The 15,619-nt window shown below is 70.9% G+C and carries 14 protein-coding genes; 4 read left to right on the forward strand and 10 right to left on the reverse strand.

Features of this window, described 5'->3' with window-relative positions; all coding sequences use genetic code 11:
• Positions 1 to 2: 2 nt before the first annotated feature.
• Both QQM67_RS30395 and QQM67_RS30400 read left to right on the forward strand, forming a co-directional pair.
• Positions 3 to 1,388, forward strand: a complete 1,386-nt coding sequence (locus tag QQM67_RS30395) for a sulfate adenylyltransferase subunit 1 (protein ID WP_314178596.1) — start codon at positions 3 to 5, stop codon at positions 1,386 to 1,388.
• 143 nt (positions 1,389 to 1,531) lie between these two features.
• Positions 1,532 to 2,296 carry a sirohydrochlorin chelatase gene (locus tag QQM67_RS30400; protein ID WP_314178598.1) on the forward strand — a complete coding sequence of 255 codons (765 nt, stop codon included), beginning with the start codon at positions 1,532 to 1,534 and terminating at the stop codon, positions 2,294 to 2,296.
• Between the two features lie 53 nt (positions 2,297 to 2,349).
• Here the strand turns inward: QQM67_RS30400 and QQM67_RS30405 are convergent, their stop codons facing one another.
• The 5 genes from QQM67_RS30405 to QQM67_RS30425 all read right to left on the reverse strand — a co-directional run bounded on the left by QQM67_RS30405 (position 2,350) and on the right by QQM67_RS30425 (position 6,909).
• Positions 2,350 to 2,922, reverse strand: a complete 573-nt coding sequence (locus QQM67_RS30405) for a winged helix-turn-helix domain-containing protein (protein ID WP_314178600.1) — start codon at positions 2,920 to 2,922, stop codon at positions 2,350 to 2,352.
• A 307-nt stretch (positions 2,923 to 3,229) separates the two neighbouring features.
• Positions 3,230 to 3,322 (reverse strand): putative leader peptide, encoded by a 93-nt coding sequence (locus QQM67_RS30410; protein ID WP_314178602.1) that lies wholly within the window; start codon positions 3,320 to 3,322, stop codon positions 3,230 to 3,232.
• A gap of 225 nt (positions 3,323 to 3,547) precedes the next feature.
• Positions 3,548 to 4,783 (reverse strand): S8 family peptidase, encoded by a 1,236-nt coding sequence (locus tag QQM67_RS30415; protein ID WP_314178604.1) that lies wholly within the window; start codon positions 4,781 to 4,783, stop codon positions 3,548 to 3,550.
• Between the two features lie 285 nt (positions 4,784 to 5,068).
• Entirely contained in the window at positions 5,069 to 5,596 is a 528-nt protein-coding gene (locus QQM67_RS30420; RefSeq protein WP_314178606.1) for a DUF1697 domain-containing protein, read from the reverse strand.
• Positions 5,597 to 5,646: 50 nt separating this feature from the next.
• Positions 5,647 to 6,909, reverse strand: a complete 1,263-nt coding sequence (locus tag QQM67_RS30425; RefSeq protein ID WP_314178642.1) for an SAV2148 family HEPN domain-containing protein — start codon at positions 6,907 to 6,909, stop codon at positions 5,647 to 5,649.
• Positions 6,910 to 7,132: 223 nt separating this feature from the next.
• Between QQM67_RS30425 and glgX the strand changes: the two genes are divergently transcribed.
• Positions 7,133 to 9,406, forward strand: coding sequence for a glycogen debranching protein GlgX (gene glgX, locus QQM67_RS30430; protein WP_314178608.1), 2,274 nt, complete (start codon positions 7,133 to 7,135; stop codon positions 9,404 to 9,406).
• Here the strand turns inward: glgX and QQM67_RS30435 are convergent.
• The 5 genes from QQM67_RS30435 to QQM67_RS30455 all read right to left on the reverse strand — a co-directional run bounded on the left by QQM67_RS30435 (position 9,354) and on the right by QQM67_RS30455 (position 15,113).
• Positions 9,354 to 9,932 (reverse strand): FHA domain-containing protein, encoded by a 579-nt coding sequence (locus QQM67_RS30435; protein WP_314178610.1) that lies wholly within the window; start codon positions 9,930 to 9,932, stop codon positions 9,354 to 9,356. The two genes, glgX and QQM67_RS30435, sit on opposite strands and share 53 nt — an antisense overlap.
• 138 nt (positions 9,933 to 10,070) lie before the next feature.
• A complete protein-coding gene (gene katG / locus QQM67_RS30440; protein WP_314178612.1) occupies positions 10,071 to 12,302 on the reverse strand; it encodes a catalase/peroxidase HPI in 2,232 nt (743 codons plus the stop codon).
• A gap of 28 nt (positions 12,303 to 12,330) precedes the next feature.
• Positions 12,331 to 12,759, reverse strand: a complete 429-nt coding sequence (locus tag QQM67_RS30445) for a transcriptional repressor (RefSeq protein WP_399067964.1) — start codon at positions 12,757 to 12,759, stop codon at positions 12,331 to 12,333.
• 148 nt (positions 12,760 to 12,907) lie between these two features.
• On the reverse strand, positions 12,908 to 13,531 hold the full coding sequence (locus QQM67_RS30450) for a LysE family translocator (RefSeq protein WP_314178614.1): 624 nt from the start codon (positions 13,529 to 13,531) through the stop codon (positions 12,908 to 12,910).
• A 43-nt stretch (positions 13,532 to 13,574) separates the two neighbouring features.
• Positions 13,575 to 15,113, reverse strand: a complete 1,539-nt coding sequence (locus tag QQM67_RS30455; protein WP_314178616.1) for an MFS transporter — start codon at positions 15,111 to 15,113, stop codon at positions 13,575 to 13,577.
• Positions 15,114 to 15,426: 313 nt separating this feature from the next.
• On the opposite strand from QQM67_RS30455, the gene QQM67_RS30460 reads away from it, so the two are divergent.
• The coding region (locus QQM67_RS30460) for a hypothetical protein (RefSeq protein WP_314178619.1) at positions 15,427 to 15,619 on the forward strand (193 nt) is incomplete at its 3' end.

Raw genomic sequence — 15,619 nt, forward strand, 5'->3', positions numbered from 1 at the left:
CCATGTGCACACCCATCTCCTACCGGGGCCAGGGGAACGGCGCCGAAGACGCCGCGCTCGCGGCGACCTCGCTGCTGCGCTTCGCGACCGCCGGCTCCGTCGACGACGGCAAGTCCACCCTGGTCGGCCGGCTGCTGCACGACTCGAAGTCGGTGCTGGCCGACCAGTTGGAGGCGGTGGAGTCCGCCTCCCGCAGCCGCGGCCAGGACACCCCCGACCTGGCGCTGCTCACGGACGGGCTGCGCGCCGAGCGGGAGCAGGGCATCACGATCGACGTCGCCTACCGCTACTTCGCCACGCCGCGGCGGCGGTTCATCCTCGCCGACACCCCGGGCCATGTGCAGTACACGCGGAACATGGTCACCGGCGCCTCGACCGCCGAACTCGCCGTCGTCCTCGTCGACGCCCGCAACGGCGTCGTGGAGCAGACGCGTCGGCACGCCGCGGTGGCCGCGCTGCTGCGCGTCCCGCACGTGGTCCTCGCCGTCAACAAGATGGACCTCGTCGACTACGACGAGGACGTATTCGCGGGCATCGCCGAGGAGTTCACCCGCTACGCCGCCTCCCTGGGCGTCCCGGAGATCACCGCCATCCCGATCTCCGCGCTCGTCGGCGACAACGTCGTGACACCGTCCGCGCACATGGACTGGTACGGCGGCCCGACCGTGCTGGAGCATCTGGAGACCGTCGCCGTCACCGACGACCCCTGCGACGACCCGGCACGCTTCCCCGTCCAGTACGTCATCCGCCCGCAGACGCCGGAACACCCCGACTACCGCGGCTACGCGGGCCAGATCGCCTCCGGGCTGCTGCGCGTGGGGCAGCGCGTGACGGTGCTGCCGTCGGGCCGCACGTCCACGATCGAGGGCCTGGACGTGCTGGGCCAGTCCGTGGACGTGGCGTGGGCGCCGCAGTCCGTGACGGTGCTGCTCGCGGACGACCTGGACATCTCCCGCGGCGACATGATCGTGCCGTCGGACGCGTCGGTCGCTCCCAGCCAGGACCTGACCGCGACGGTCTGCCACCTCCACGACACCCCGCTCACGCCGGGCGCGCGGGTGCTGCTCAAGCACACCACGCGCACGGTCAAGGCGATCGTGAAGGAGATCCCGTCCCGGCTGACCCTCGACGACCTGTCCCAGCACCCCGAGCCGGGCCGTCTCGTGGCCAACGACATCGGCCGCGTCGTCCTGCGCACGTCCGAGCCGCTGCCCGTCGACGCCTACGCGGACTCGCGCCGCACCGGCTCCTTCGTCCTCATCGACCCCGCGGACGGATCGACCCTCACGGCGGGCATGGCCGGCCACGCCTTCGCCGACGCCGTGCGGGAGACCGCCGAGGCCGAGGCCGGACGGGGCGCCGCGGACGACGACGGCTGGGACTTCTGAGACGGCGGGCCCGGCCTGGGGACGAACAGGCCCCGTACGGGCCGGAGTTGACCGGCAGGCACCAGAAACGCAGCACGGACCCGGAAACGCAGCACGTACAGAACAGACCAGGAACAGACCGGACCAGGAACGGAACGACCGCCATGCACGATGCGACACGGCCCGCCCTCGTGGTCGTCGCGCACGGCAGCCGCGACCCGCGGCACGCCGCGACCGTCGCCGCGCTCTGCGCGCGCGTGCGGGCGCTGCGTCCCGGGCTGCGCGTGGAGGCGGCGTATCTGGACTTCGACGCCCCGTCCGTGCCCAGCCTTCTGGAGCGGCTGCACGGGGAGGGCGTCCACGACGTCGTCGCGCTGCCGCTTCTGCTCAGCCGCGCCTTCCACGCGAAGTCGGACATCCCCGCCGTCCTGCACGAGGCGACGTCCCGGCTGCCGCGGCTGCGGGTGCGGCAGGCCGGCGTGCTCGGCCCGCACCCGCTGCTCGTCGGCGCCCTGGAGCGGCGGCTTCGCGAGGCCGGGCTGCGGCCGTCGCGGCACGCCTCCACCGGGGTCGTACTGGCCGCGGCGGGCTCCTCGGACCCGGAGGCGATCGCAGTGATCGCACAGACCGCGCGGGCGTGGCGGCGCACCGGTGGCTGGTGTGCCGTGCGTCCTGCGTTCGCCTCCGCCTCGGCGCCGCGCACGGAGGACGCCGTACGGGGGCTGCGTGCCGACGGCGTCCGGCATGTGGCGGTGGCCCCGTACGTCATAGCGCCGGGCTATCTGCCCGACCGGATCCGCGGCGGAGCGATCGGTGCGCGGGCCGATGTGCTCGCGCCGGTGCTGGGCGCCGCGCCCGAACTGGCCTCGCTGCTGGTGCTCCGGTACGACGAGGCGGCCGCGCGAGGGCCGCTGGCGCTCAGCGCCTGACGGCTTCACGGCCCCGCGCGGCCGCCTGGCTCGTCGAACGACGGGTCAACGGGTCAACGGGCCCTGCTGGGCTCGAACTTGTAGCCGACGCGGCGCACCGTGACGATCGTGTCCCGGAAGCGGCCGAGCTTGCGCCGCAGGCGGGCGATGTGCACGTCGACGGTCCGGCCGTCCCCGACGTGGCTGTAGCCCCACAGCGTCGCGACGAGATGGGTGCGCGTGTGTACCCGGTGCGGGTGCTGCACGAAGTGGGCCAGCAACTCGAACTCCAGGTACGTCAGTTCCAGCGGCTGTCCGTCGGCGTGCGCCGTGTGCTGTTCCGGGTCGACGTGCAGACCGTCGTGGGCGGGAGGCGCCGGTGCCGGAGCAGCGGACGGCTGCTGTGCCGGTACGGCGGGCTGTCCTCCCGCCGGCTGCTCGGACGCGGGCTGTTCGGCGGGCAGCAGCGGCCGGAAGCGCGCTCTCGTGCCGTCCGCGGTGAACAGCTCCGTCGGGTCCGTGCCCTCGGGCACGAGCACGACGTAGCCGACGACGGGAGTCGCCTCGCCGGGCGGCCGTTCGGTGTCGGGCGCGTTCTCGTCGACGACGCGCAGATGGCGCGCGGCGGCGGTATGGGCGGAGGTCATTTCGGGGGGCTCCTTCGCGGAGAGTTCTCGTGGGAGTGCGGATACGGGTGACGCCCCCGCGCATGAACGGCCGCACGGCGCACGGCATATCGGCGGAGACAAATCGCGGAATGCGTGCGGCACACGGCGGAGAACGGCGGGAATGCGCTGACCCGAACCGCGAAAGCGAATCGGGAAACGGCGGCCGACGGCGGACTACAGGCCCGGCCTCAGGCCGTCGTACGAGGAAGAACCGCAGCTCGGATCGGCTCCGCGGGACACGGAGCCGAGAGCAGAACGGATGAGGAATCAGCCGAGCGCGCGGCCCTCAGAGAGCGGCACAGATCGCGCTGGCGTGCCGTCGCAGGTCGACGTGCAGGCGCGCTACAAGAATCGCTGACTGATTCACGGAAATGAGCATGCCAGCGATTACGGTACGCCGTCAACGAATTCACCGAACGTCTCGAATACCGGATGACGGCCGCGTCACATCGCGTGTGAACCGTACGAACGGAACCGTACGAACAGAAGCGTGCGAACAGAGAGCCCCGGGAACGCGACCGCCCGCCGGGCCCGTTGAGGGCCGCGGCGGGCGGTCCGAGCATGGTGCTCGTGGTGCGCGTCGTTCAGCGTGCGTTCCCGAAGGTCACTTGCTGTTGACGTTCAGGAGCTCGTTCTTCGTGCCCTCGCTCGGGTTGGATATCGCGTCCTTCGTCGAGGCTTCGCTCAGTCCCTTGGCGACCTCCGCCGGCTTGGCGTCCTTGTTCTCGCCGAGGAAGAGAGCCGCGGCGCCCGCGACGTGCGGCGAGGCCATCGAGGTGCCCGACAGCGTCTCCGTGGCGTCGTCGCTGGTGTTGGTCGCGGAGACGATGTCCACGCCAGGCGCGTAGATGTCGACGAGCTTGCCGAAGTTGGAGAAGTCGGCCTGCTTGTCGGTCTTGTCGCTGGCGGCGACGGTGAGGGCGTCCTTCACACGGGCCGGCGAGCTGTTGTCGGCGTCCTGGCTCTCGTTGCCCGCGGCGACGGCGAAGGTGATGCCCTTGTCGACGGCCTTCTGCACGGCCGAGTCCAGCGCCTCGTCCTTCGGGCCGCCGAGCGACATGTTGGCGACCGAGGGGCCCTTGGCGTTCTTGGTCACCCAGTCGATGCCCTTGACGACCTGCTCGGTGGTGCCGGAGCCCTGGTCGTCCAGCACACGCACGGCGACGATCTTGGCCTTCTTGGCGACGCCGTGGTCGGTGCCGGCGATGGTGCCCGCGACGTGCGTGCCGTGGCCCTGGCCGTCGTCCGCCTCGCCGCCGTCGACGGCGTCGAAGCCGGACGTGGCGCGCTTGCCGAAGTCCTTGTGCGTCATGCGGACGCCGGTGTCGATGACGAACGCCGTGACACCCTCACCCGCGCTGTCCGGGAAGGTGTACTTCTTGTCGGCCTTCGTCTCCTTCTGGTCGATGCGGTCCAGGCCCCACGACGGCGGGTTGGACTGCGTCTCGTTCACGTTGAAGGTGTGGTTCTGAACGACCTTCTCGACCTGGGAGTTGCCGGCCAGCTGACGGGCCTCCTTGGCGCTGAGGCCCTTCGCGGAGAAGCCGTTGATGGCCGAGTCGTAGGTGTTCTTGACCTTGCCGCCGTACTGGTCGGCCAGGTCGGCCCCCGCGGACTTCACGGAGTTGGCACCCTTGGTGTCCTTCAGCATGACGATGTAGCTGCCGTCGACGGTGCCCTTGGCCTTCGTGCCGTACACGTGGCCCTCGGCGGGAGACGCGCCGGCGGGCAGCGTCAGCAGCGTGGCCGCCCCGACCACCGCGGCAGCGACGCCGGTCGCCAGAGTGACGCGGCGCCGCCGTGCGGACTTCTCCGGGCTTCTGGGCGTTTTGGTTGCCATGACGAGGGTCCTCCTCGTGAGGGTGTGGGGGGTTGTCTGTCACGTCTTTTGCACCCGGCACACACGCGGTGATGATCCGCAGCCGGGACTCGAAACACTGTCTGATTGATCCGCTCACCTCAAGCCGTATGAGCGGGTGTGACATAGACAACTTTCACGGTGGGACGGCAAAGCGCCCTGTATCACCCCAAGTTGACCTGACGGTGCATCAGGTCGGTCAGATATCTGACCGGACTGACTCACTTCGGTGCAAGTTCTGTGGAGGCCCTTCGCAGGCTCGCGGAGTCAGCCGGCGAGCTCGATCAGCCTCTGGACGGTACGCCAATTGCGGCCTGTCATCGTGATTTTGGGCCGCACCGCCTCCAGGGCGGCCGGAAGCTTACTGCGGCCCATCCCGTCCGGAAAGTAGCAGTACACGGCGCCGCCGACGTGCTCGAAGGTGTCCGGCGCGAAGTCGGCCGCGTTCACGGAGCCGAAGTGCCCCTCCCCCGGCGGCTCTTCGAGGAAGAGCACCAGCAGCTTCGCCGGGTCCAGCTCCGACGCCGGATAGGGGCACGCGGCGGCGACGGCGCGCAACTCCCCCGCCGTACGCACCAGACAGCGCACGTCGAAGCCGAACCGCTCGGCGACGGCGCGCTCCAGACGCTCGCCCGGGTCGGGGTCCTCGGTCGTGAAGACCGCGTTGCCGCTCTGGAGGTAGGTGCGGACGCCCGTCCAGCCCAGGCCGGTCATGACATCCCTCAGCTCGGCCATGGGCACCTTCTTGTGGCCGCCCACATTGATCCCCCGCAGTAGCGCCGCATACGTCGTCATGGGCGGCAGCTTAGAAGAGGGGTCTGCCACCGGTGGAAAGCGCTCGCCCTTCACGACACCGGGCGTGAGTCCGTCCAGGCGGACTCGAACTCCTCGCGGTAGGTCTGGAACAGCCCGTGTACGCCCTCGTCCTGCGGCTTGTCGTGCTCGCCGCGCTGCTGCACGAGGTCCCTGCCGCCGCCGCGCAGCACCAGCACCGGCGCCTCCATGCCGCGGACCCGGCGCAGATACGGCTGCATCACGGCCAGGCCGTCCGGCCCGTCGCCGTCGACGATGTACGCGGAGAAGCGCGGCGTCTCGTCGAAGACGTGGATCTCGAAGGCGCCGGTGTCGCGCAGCCGCGCCCGCACGCGGCGCATATGGAGGATGTTCATCTCCACGGTGCGGCTCAACTCGCCCTTCTTTATGCCGAGTTCACGCTCGCGGCGGCGCACGGCGCTGCTGGCCGGATTGAGGAAGAGCAGCCGCAGCCGGCACCCGGAGGCGGCGAGCCGCACGAGCCTGCGCCCCGAGTAGTTCTGCACCAGCAGATTGAGGCCTATGCCCATCGCGTCCAGGCGGCGCGCGCCCCCGAAGAGGTCCTCGGCGGGCAGCCGCCGCTGAAGGCGCACGCGGTCGGAGTGGACGCCGACGACGTCCGCGAAGCGGTCGCCGACCAGGTCCTCGACCGCGTCGACGGGCAGCCGGTGCGCGGAGGGCGACTCGTCCGCGGAGGCGCCGAGCATCTCCAGCAGCCGGGCGCACGTCCGCTCGGCCTGCGCGAGCACCGTCTCGGACAGCGCGCGGTTGCGGGCGACGGCGCTGCGCGCCACCTCCAGCTCGTCCAGGGCGAGTTCGACCTCGCGGCGGTCGTCGAAGTACGGCTCGAAGCACGGCCAGTGCTGCACCATCAGCTCGCGCAGCTGCGGCAGTGTGAGAAAGCAGAGAACGTTGTCGTCGGCGGGGTCGAGGAGATAGCCCTTGCGACGGCTCACCTCGCGTACGGCCACGGCGCGTTGGACCCACTCCTGCCCGGCCGGGCCGGCGGCGGCGATGACCCACTCGTCCCCGTGCACCGGTTCGTAGATAGGCCGCAGCACGGCGGACACGACCGCCCGCAGCCGCTGTTCGACGAGATTCAGCCAGATGTAGGCGCGCCCCGCGCGCCGGGCCCGGGTGCGCACCTCGGCCCATGCGTCCGCGTCCCAGTCGAGGTCCGCGCCGATCTCCATGGGACGTGCCAGTGACACCGCACCGGCCGGCACGCCGGCGGCCTCCCCGTCACCGTCGTCGCCGCTTTCACCTGGGGGGAGCTCAAGCCCTCCCGCACCCACCCGCGCACCGCCTTCCTGACCCTGTTGAGCGATCAAGGAAGACTACTGCGGCCCTGGAGAGGCCGCACCCTGAACCCCCATCAACTTGCCCCGCTCGTACGTCCGTACGGGCGACTGCCGCCCGTCGTGCCACCCGCTGTCCCGTCCCTTTCGCGCCACCTGCGCAAGGATGCCCCGGTGCGGCGGCAGCAGCCGTACGGAAACGGCAGGAGGAGAGCATCGCATGCAGGTCTGGCCTGGACAGGCGTACCCCCTCGGTGCGACCTACGACGGCGCCGGCACGAACTTCGCCGTCTTCTCCGAGGCGGCCCGCCGCATCGACCTGTGCCTGCTGGACGAGGAGGGCCGGGAGACGCGGGTGGAGCTGCGCGAGTCCGACGGCTACGTGCGGCACGCCTATCTGCCGGGCGTGATGCCGGGGCAGCGCTACGGATTCCGCGTCCACGGCCCGTACGACCCCGCGCGCGGCCTGCGCTGCAACAGCGCGAAGCTGCTGCTCGACCCGTACGCGAAGGCCATGAGCGGGCGCGTCGACTGGGACGAGGCGGTCTACGGCTACCGCTTCGGCGCCCCGCACCTGCGCAACGATCTCGACTCCGCGCCGCACACGATGACGTCGGTCGTGGTCAACCCGTACTTCGACTGGGGCGACGACAGGCCGCCGCGCACCGGCTACGACCGCACGCTCGTCTACGAGGCGCATGTGAAGGGCCTGACGATGCTGCATCCCGGGCTTCCGCCCGAGGTGCGCGGCACCTACGCGGCGCTGGCGCACCCGGCCGTCATCGATCACCTGACGCGACTCGGCGTCACCGCACTGGAGTTGATGCCGGTGCACCAGTCCGTCACCGACAACAGGCTGGCCGACGCGGGGATGGTGAACTACTGGGGCTACAACACCATCGGCTTCTTCGCCCCGCACAACGCCTACGCCTCGTGGGGCGACCGCGGCCAGCAGGTGCTGGAGTTCAAGCAGGCGGTGCGGGCGCTGCACGGTGCGGGCATCGAGGTCGTCCTCGACGTCGTCTACAACCACACGGCGGAAGGCAGTCACCTCGGTCCCACGCTCTCCTTCCGGGGGCTCGACAACCCCTCGTACTACCGGCTGAGCGACGATCCGCGCTACTACACGGATACGACGGGCACGGGTAATTCACTGTTGATGCGCAGCCCTCACGTACTCCAGCTGATCATGGACTCGCTGCGCTACTGGGTGACCGAGATGCACGTGGACGGATTCCGCTTCGACCTGGCGGCGACGCTGGCGCGGCAGTTCCACGAGGTGGACCGGCTCTCGTCCTTCTTCGACCTGGTGCAGCAGGACCCGGTCGTCAGCCGCGTCAAGCTGATCGCCGAGCCGTGGGACGTGGGCGAAGGCGGCTACCAGGTGGGCAACTTCCCTCCTCTGTGGACGGAGTGGAACGGCCGCTACCGCGACACGGTGCGCGACATGTGGCGGGGGGAGCCGGGCACGCTCGCGGAGTTCGCGTCCCGGCTGACGGGCTCCTCCGACCTCTACCGGGACGGCAGACGCCCGCTGGCCTCCGTCAACTTCGTCACCTGCCACGACGGTTTCACCCTGCACGACCTCGTCAGCTACGACGGCAAGCACAACGAGGCCAACGGGGAGGGCAACCAGGACGGCGAGAACCACAACAGGTCCTGGAACTGCGGAGCGGAGGGCCCCACCGGCGACCCGGACGTCCTGCGCCTGAGGCGGCGGCAGATGCGCAACCTCGTTGCCACGCTGATGCTTTCGCAAGGCGTGCCGATGCTCTCCCACGGGGACGAGTTCGCCCGCACGCAGCACGGCAACAACAACGCCTACTGCCAGGACGGCGAGCTGACGTGGGTGCACTGGCCGGACGGCGAAGGGCAGGACCCGGGCTGCCCGCGTCCGGAGGGAAGCCCGGAGGCACGTCCAGAGAGCCGTCCGGAGACCGGTCCGCGGACCGTCCCGGAGGGCGAACTCGCGGCGTTCATCGGCGAGATGGCCGCGTTGCGGCGAGAGCATCCGGTCTTCCGGCGGCGGCGCTTCTTCACGGGGCCCGGTGCGGACGAACCGCGTGAGGAGCCCGGCCGGGAGCCGGACATCGCCTGGTACACCCCCGGGGGCGAGACGATGCGGCGGCGGCACTGGCACGACCGGCGGCTGCGCTCCCTGACGGTGCTCCTCAACGGAGGCGCCATCTCGGAGCCCGGGGCGCGCGGCGAGCCGGTCACCGACGACTCGTTCCTGCTGATGTTCAACGCGGACGCCGAGCCGGTGGACTTCGTCGTCCCGTGCGGGCCCGCCGGGCCGGGTGCCCCGGACTCCGGGGGGCTGTGGCAGCTCGTCCTCGACACCGCCGCGGAGGCGCCTCCGTCGGCGCAGGAGCCCCGCAAGGCGGGACCGGGCGACACGGTCACGCTGACCGACCGCAGCCTGACGGTGCTGCGGTTCGTCAGGGGTGCGCCGGGGGCTGCGGGGAGGGCGGCCTGGTCAGGGCGAGCTTGAAGCCGATCTGCCCGAACCTCACCACGTCGCCGGGGCGCACCCGCACCGAGCCCGTGACCCTGCTGCCGTTGACCCATGTCCCGTTGCTGGACCCGAGGTCGCGGAGCTTCCAGCCGTCGCCGGTCGAGCGCAGCTGGGCGTGCGTACGGGAGACGGTGAAGTGGTTGAGCCGCAGCATCGAACCGGGCGCCCGGCCTATGGAGTACGCATGCGCTCCGGGCGCCGGAAGCAGCAGCTCCGGCAGGCGCTCCGACTGCCACGCGTTCCGCAGCGCGCGGGGGAAGGACAGGACGCGGGCGATGGTCTCCGCGAGCCAGCGGCTGCGCGGCCGCCTGCTGGGCAAGTCGTCCAGCACGGCCTGGAGTTCGCCGTGCCACTGCGCATTGAGGATCACGCCCATGCGCGACTCGAACGTGTTCTGCGAGATGCGTCCCTCAGCGGCGCCCTCGCGCAGCACCTCGAGAGCCCGCTCCCGGTCCGCGTCGGAAACACGCGGCGGGTTGGCACCGAACTCCAGAGACGTCATGTACAGCATTCTCAGTACGCCCAAACGGCCTGTCCAGGCCCGGCCTCGGGCAGTAGCGGAACCAATACATCCATGCCGCGGCACGCAACGGGCGCCCGTGCCCCGGGAGTCGGAGCACGGGCACCCGTCCGAAGAGACTCAGGCCAGGTCGAACCGGTCGAGGTTCATGACCTTGTCCCACGCGGCGACGAAGTCGTGCACGAGCTTCTCGCCCGCGTCGTCGCACGCGTAGACCTCCGCGAGGGCACGCAGTTCGGAGTTGGAACCGAAGAGCAGGTCGACGCGGCTGCCGGTCCACTTGACCTCGCCCGTGGCGGTGTCACGGCCCTCGAAGGTCTCGGCCGCCTCGGACACCGGCTCCCACTTGGTGCCCATGTCGAGCAGGTTCACGAAGAAGTCGTTGGTCAGCGAGCCGGGGTTGCCGGTGAGCACGCCGAGCGACGACCCGTCGTAGTTCGTGCCCAGGACACGCAGACCGCCGACGAGCACCGTCATCTCGGGCGCGCTCAGCGTGAGCAGGTTCGCGCGGTCGATCAGGAGGTACTCGGCCGGGAGCCGGTTGCCCTTCCCGACGTAGTTGCGGAACCCGTCCGCGGACGGTTCGAGCGCCTCGAACGACTCCACGTCGGTCTGCTCGGCCGTCGCGTCCGTACGCCCGGGGGTGAACGGAACCTCGACGCTGTAGCCGGCCTTCCTGGCGGCCTCCTCGACGCCCGCGCACCCGGCGAGGACGATCAGGTCGGCGAGAGAGATCCGCTTGCCGCCGCTCTGCGAGGAGTTGAAGCCCTTCTGGATCTCCTCCAGCTTGCTCAGCACGGCCGCCAGCCGGTCGGGGTCGTTGACCTCCCAGCCGTTCTGCGGTTCGAGGCGGATGCGCGCCCCGTTGGCGCCGCCGCGCTTGTCGCTGCCGCGGAACGTCGAGGCCGAGGCCCACGCGGTGAAGACCAGCTCGGAGACCGACAGCCCCGAGGCGAGGACCTGGCTCTTGAGCGCCGCGATCTCGTCGGCCCCGACGAGCTCGTGGTCGACCGCCGGGACCGGGTCCTGCCAGATCAGGGTCTCGTCCGGGACCTCCGGGCCGAGGTAGCGGGCGATCGGCCCCATGTCGCGGTGGGTCAGCTTGAACCAGGCGCGGGCGAAGGCGTCCGCGAACTCCTGGGGGTTCTCGTGGAAACGCCGGGAGATCGGCTCGTAGACCGGGTCCATGCGCAGCGAGAGGTCGGTCGTCAGCATCGTCGGGGCGTGGCTCTTCGACGGGTCGTGGGCGTCGGGGACGGTGCCCGCTCCGCCGCCGTCCTTCGGCTGCCACTGGTGTGCCCCGGCGGGGCTCGTGGTCAGCTCCCACTCGTAGCCGAAGAGGATGTCGAAGAAGCTGTTGTCCCACTTCGTCGGCGTGTCCGTCCAGGTGCCCTCGAGCCCGCTGGTGATCGCGTCGCCGCCGACGCCGGTGCCGTGGTTGCCCTTCCAGCCGAGGCCCTGCATCTCCAGCGGGGCGGCCTCCGGTTCGGGGCCGAGGTGGCTGTCGGGGGCGGCACCGTGGGTCTTGCCGAAGGTGTGCCCGCCGGCGATCAGCGCGACCGTCTCCTCGTCGTTCATCGCCATGCGGCGGAACGTCTCGCGGATGTCGCGTGCCGCGGCGACCGGGTCCGGATTGCCGTTGGGGCCCTCGGGGTTGACGTAGATGAGGCCCATCTGGACGGCGCCCAGCGGGTTTTCGAGCTCGCGGTCGCCGGTGTAGCGCTCGTCGCCGAGCCACGTGGTCTCGGGACCCCAGTAGACGTCCTCCTCGGGCTCCCAGACGTCCTCACGGCCGCCTGCGAAGCCGAAGGTCTCGAAGCCCATCGACTCAAGGGCGACGTTGCCGGCGAGGATCATCAGGTCCGCCCACGACAGCTGCCGGCCGTACTTCTTCTTCACCGGCCACAGCAGCCGGCGGGCCTTGTCGAGGTTCCCGTTGTCCGGCCAGCTGTTGAGGGGGGCGAAGCGCTGCTGGCCGGCGCCGCCGCCGCCACGGCCGTCGCTGATGCGGTACGTGCCGGCGCTGTGCCAGGCCATCCGGATGATGAACGGCCCGTAGTGGCCGAAGTCGGCGGGCCACCAGTCCTGCGAGTCCGTGAGCACCGACGCGATGTCCTGCTTCACGGCGGGGAGGTCGAGCGACTTGAACGCCTCGGCGTAGTCGAAGTCCTCGCTCATCGGGTTGGTGACGGCCGAATTCTTCGCGAGAATCTTCAAGTTGAGGCGGTTCGGCCACCAGCCGCGGTTCCCGCCACCCTGAGTCGGGTGCGGAGCACGGCTGTGTACGACCGGACAGGCACCTGCACTCTCCGTGCTCGCGTCTGCGACGACTGCATCATGTTTCTCAGACACGGAAATCCTCCACGCGGATCAGGGTTGATCAGGAACTTGATACTGCGGAACAGCCGGGGCACAGGCCCCAGTAGACGACCTCGGCCTCGTCGATCGCGAAGCCCTGGTCGTCGGCGGCGGTCAGGCAGGGTGCCTCACCGACAGCACAATCGACATCGGCGACGGTGCCGCACGAACGGCACACCACGTGGTGGTGGTTGTCCCCGACCCGTGCCTCGTAGCGCGCCAGAGACCCCGGCGGCTGGATGCGTCGCACCAGCCCCGCGGCGGTCAGCGCGTGCAGGACGTCGTAGACGGCCTGATGGGACACCTGGAGATCCTCACGCACGACACCGATGATCGATTCGGTCTCGGCGTGCGGATGTTCGTGCACCGCGTGCAGCACGGCTACCCGAGGACGCGTCACACGCAGGGCGGCCTCGCGCAGCATGCGCTCGTAGTCCGAGGTCGTTGGCACAGTCCGAAGCCTGCCGCAAAATCTGGAACCAATCAAGAAAAAGTCCACGGACAGAGACACTGCTTTCCAGACGGTGCCTTTGCGGGCACCGCGCCCGCGGCCCGCGCCGTGCGGTCAGGACCGGTCGTCCAGCGCCAGTGGCCCGGCGTCAACCGTCCAGCGCCAGCCGTACGCCGAGCGCCAGCAGCACGCCCCCCGATATCTGCTCCAGCCTGCGCCGTACGCCCGCACGCGAGAGAACGCGGCGCATCCGTCCGACGAACCACACGTACAGCCCGTAGTAGCCCACCTCGAACACCGCCCAGACCGCCGCCAGCGTCACCATCAGCGGGAGCTGGGGTGCGCCGTGCGGGACGAACTGCGGGAGGAAGGACATCGCGAAGACGGCGGCCTTCGGGTTGGCCAGGTTCAGCAGCAGCCCCGCGCGGTAGGAACGCCACCCCCGCTCCTCCGACGGGCCGCGCTCCGCGGCCACTTCGAAGCCTCCGCCGCGCCGCGCGGAGCGGATCGCCTGCACCCCGAAGACGATGAGCACGGCCGCACCGCCGAACCGGAGTGTCTCGTAGGCGAGTTGGGACGCCGCGAGCAGCGCGGTCAGCCCGAGGGCGGCGACGACGCCCCAGATGAAGACCCCCGTCTCGTTGCCCAGCACGGTCATGAAGCCGTCGCGGCGGCTGCGCAGCGAACTGCGCACTATCAGCACGGTGCTGGGGCCGGGCGACATCGCGATCAGCAGGCAGGCGCCCAGGAAGGGGAGGAGGGTTGCGTACATGCGGCCCATCCTGTCCGCGCCGGTGGTCCGCGGCGACCGGTTTTCAGCCGCGGCCCCCGGACCGCCGCCCCGGCAGGAACGAGGCGATGAGCAGGCCCGCGAGGGCCGCTCCCGCGGCGATGAGGAACGAGGCGCGGAAGCCGTCCTGGCTGGGCACGTCGGTGCCGCCGAGCGGGATGCTCATGCGTGCCAGCACGACGCCGACCACGGCGCTGGAGGTGGAGGTGCCGATCGAGCGCATCAGCGTGTTGAGCCCGTTGGCGGCCCCCGACTCGGACGACGGTACGGCGGCGATGATCAGCGCCGGCATGGCCGAGTAGGCGACGCCGATGCCGATGCCGATGAGGACGGCCGTCAGCACGACCTGCCACACGGCGCCCATGAGGGCCATGCCCGCGAGGTAGGCCACGGCGAGGATCACCAGGCCCGTCATGAGCGAGACCTTCGGGCCGCGCGCCGCCGAGATGCGCGCCGAGAGCGAGGAGACGAGCATCATCGCGCCACCCATCGGCGCGACGCACAACCCGGCGACGGCCATCGACTGCCCGAGCCCGTAGCCGGTGGACCGGGGCAGCTGGAGAAGCTGCGGCAGCACCAGGGTGGCGGCGTAGAAGGCGAGCCCGACGGTGATGGAGGCGAGGTTGGTCAGCAGCACCTGACGGCGGGCGGTGCTGCGCAGATCGACCAGCGGATCGCGCACCCGCAGCTCCATCAGCCCCCACAGGACGAAGATCACCGGCGCGGCGGCGAAGAGGCCCAGCGTGGTCCCGTCGCTCCAGCCCCAGTCGCCGCCCTTGGATATCGCGAGCAGCAGCGCGACGAGGCCGGCGGTCAGGCCCAGCGCGCCGGGGACGTCGAAGCGGCCTCCCGTGCGCTCCTCGGACTCCGGCACCACCGCGAGCACCGCCAGCATGGCGAGCACGCCGAGGCCGGCCGCCCCGAAGAACAGCGCATGCCAGTCGGTGTGCTGTGCGACGTACGCGGCGGCGGGCATGGCCAGCGCTCCGCCGACGCCCAGCGAGGAGCTCATGAACGCCATCGCCGAACCGAGCCTGTCCGGCGGGAGTTCGTCCCGCATGATGCTGATGCCCAGCGGGATCGCGCCCATCGCGAACCCCTGGACGGCCCGGCCGCTGATCATCGGCACGAGGGACGAGGTCGTCGCGCACAGCAGCGAGCCCGCGACCATCGCGGCGAGGCTGGCGAGGATGAGGCGGCGCTTGCCGTAGAGGTCGCCGAGGCGCCCCATGATGGGCGTCGCCACGGCACCGGAGAGCAGCGTCGCGGTGACGACCCAGGCGGCGTCGGAGGTGGAGGTGCGCAGCAGCTCCGGCAGCCGGGCGACGATCGGCACGAGCAGCGTCTGCATGACCGCGACGGAGATGCCGGCGAAGGCGAGGACCGGCACGACTCCCCTGCGCGGCTGCGCGCTCCCCACGCCGCCCTTGTCCTCGCCGCCCGCTGAGCCGGTGCCGCCGGTGCGGCGGAGACCGCCGGTGCCGCGCCCGTCGTCGCCTGCCGGCCGCCGTCCCGGCTCGGGTTCGGCGGTCGCGGGCGAGGCGGCATCGGGGGCATGGGTCATGCGGACTCCGGGAGGCGTGACGGACTGCTGTTCGGATCGTTTGCAACCTACAAGCGAACCGCCGCACCTCGCCTGGCTATTCCGCCCGGCTGCGACTGGGGGGTGCGGAGGCGGCCGACGGTGTTTCCCGGCGCCCAGCGTGGGAAGTGCACGCATGACGGTGTGGCCCGTCCACCGTCCAGAGCCTGCGGCCGTCTCCCCGCCCGCCCGGACCGCCGGTCCGCCCGGCGGGGCCACGGCGGAGGACTCTCCCGTCCTCCCCGTACCTGTCGGCGAAGACGCGCGTACGTATCCCCGTCCCGGAAGGCCCTCCGTGAGCGACACCATCGAAACGCCTGCGCAACCCGGCACCGAACAGGGCCGTCCGCCCAAGCGGGAGGGCCGGCGTGGTCGTCGGGGTCGTTATCGGGATCGTCGGGGGCGTCGTGGTGGGCGTGAGGATGCGGAGCCGCAGGTCGCTGAGGATGATGTGCTGATTCCGGTGGCCGGGATCTTGGACATTCTCG

It is taken from the genome of Streptomyces winkii (assembly GCF_032248595.1).
In the GTDB taxonomy this organism is placed as follows: domain Bacteria; phylum Actinomycetota; class Actinomycetes; order Streptomycetales; family Streptomycetaceae; genus Streptomyces; species Streptomyces winkii.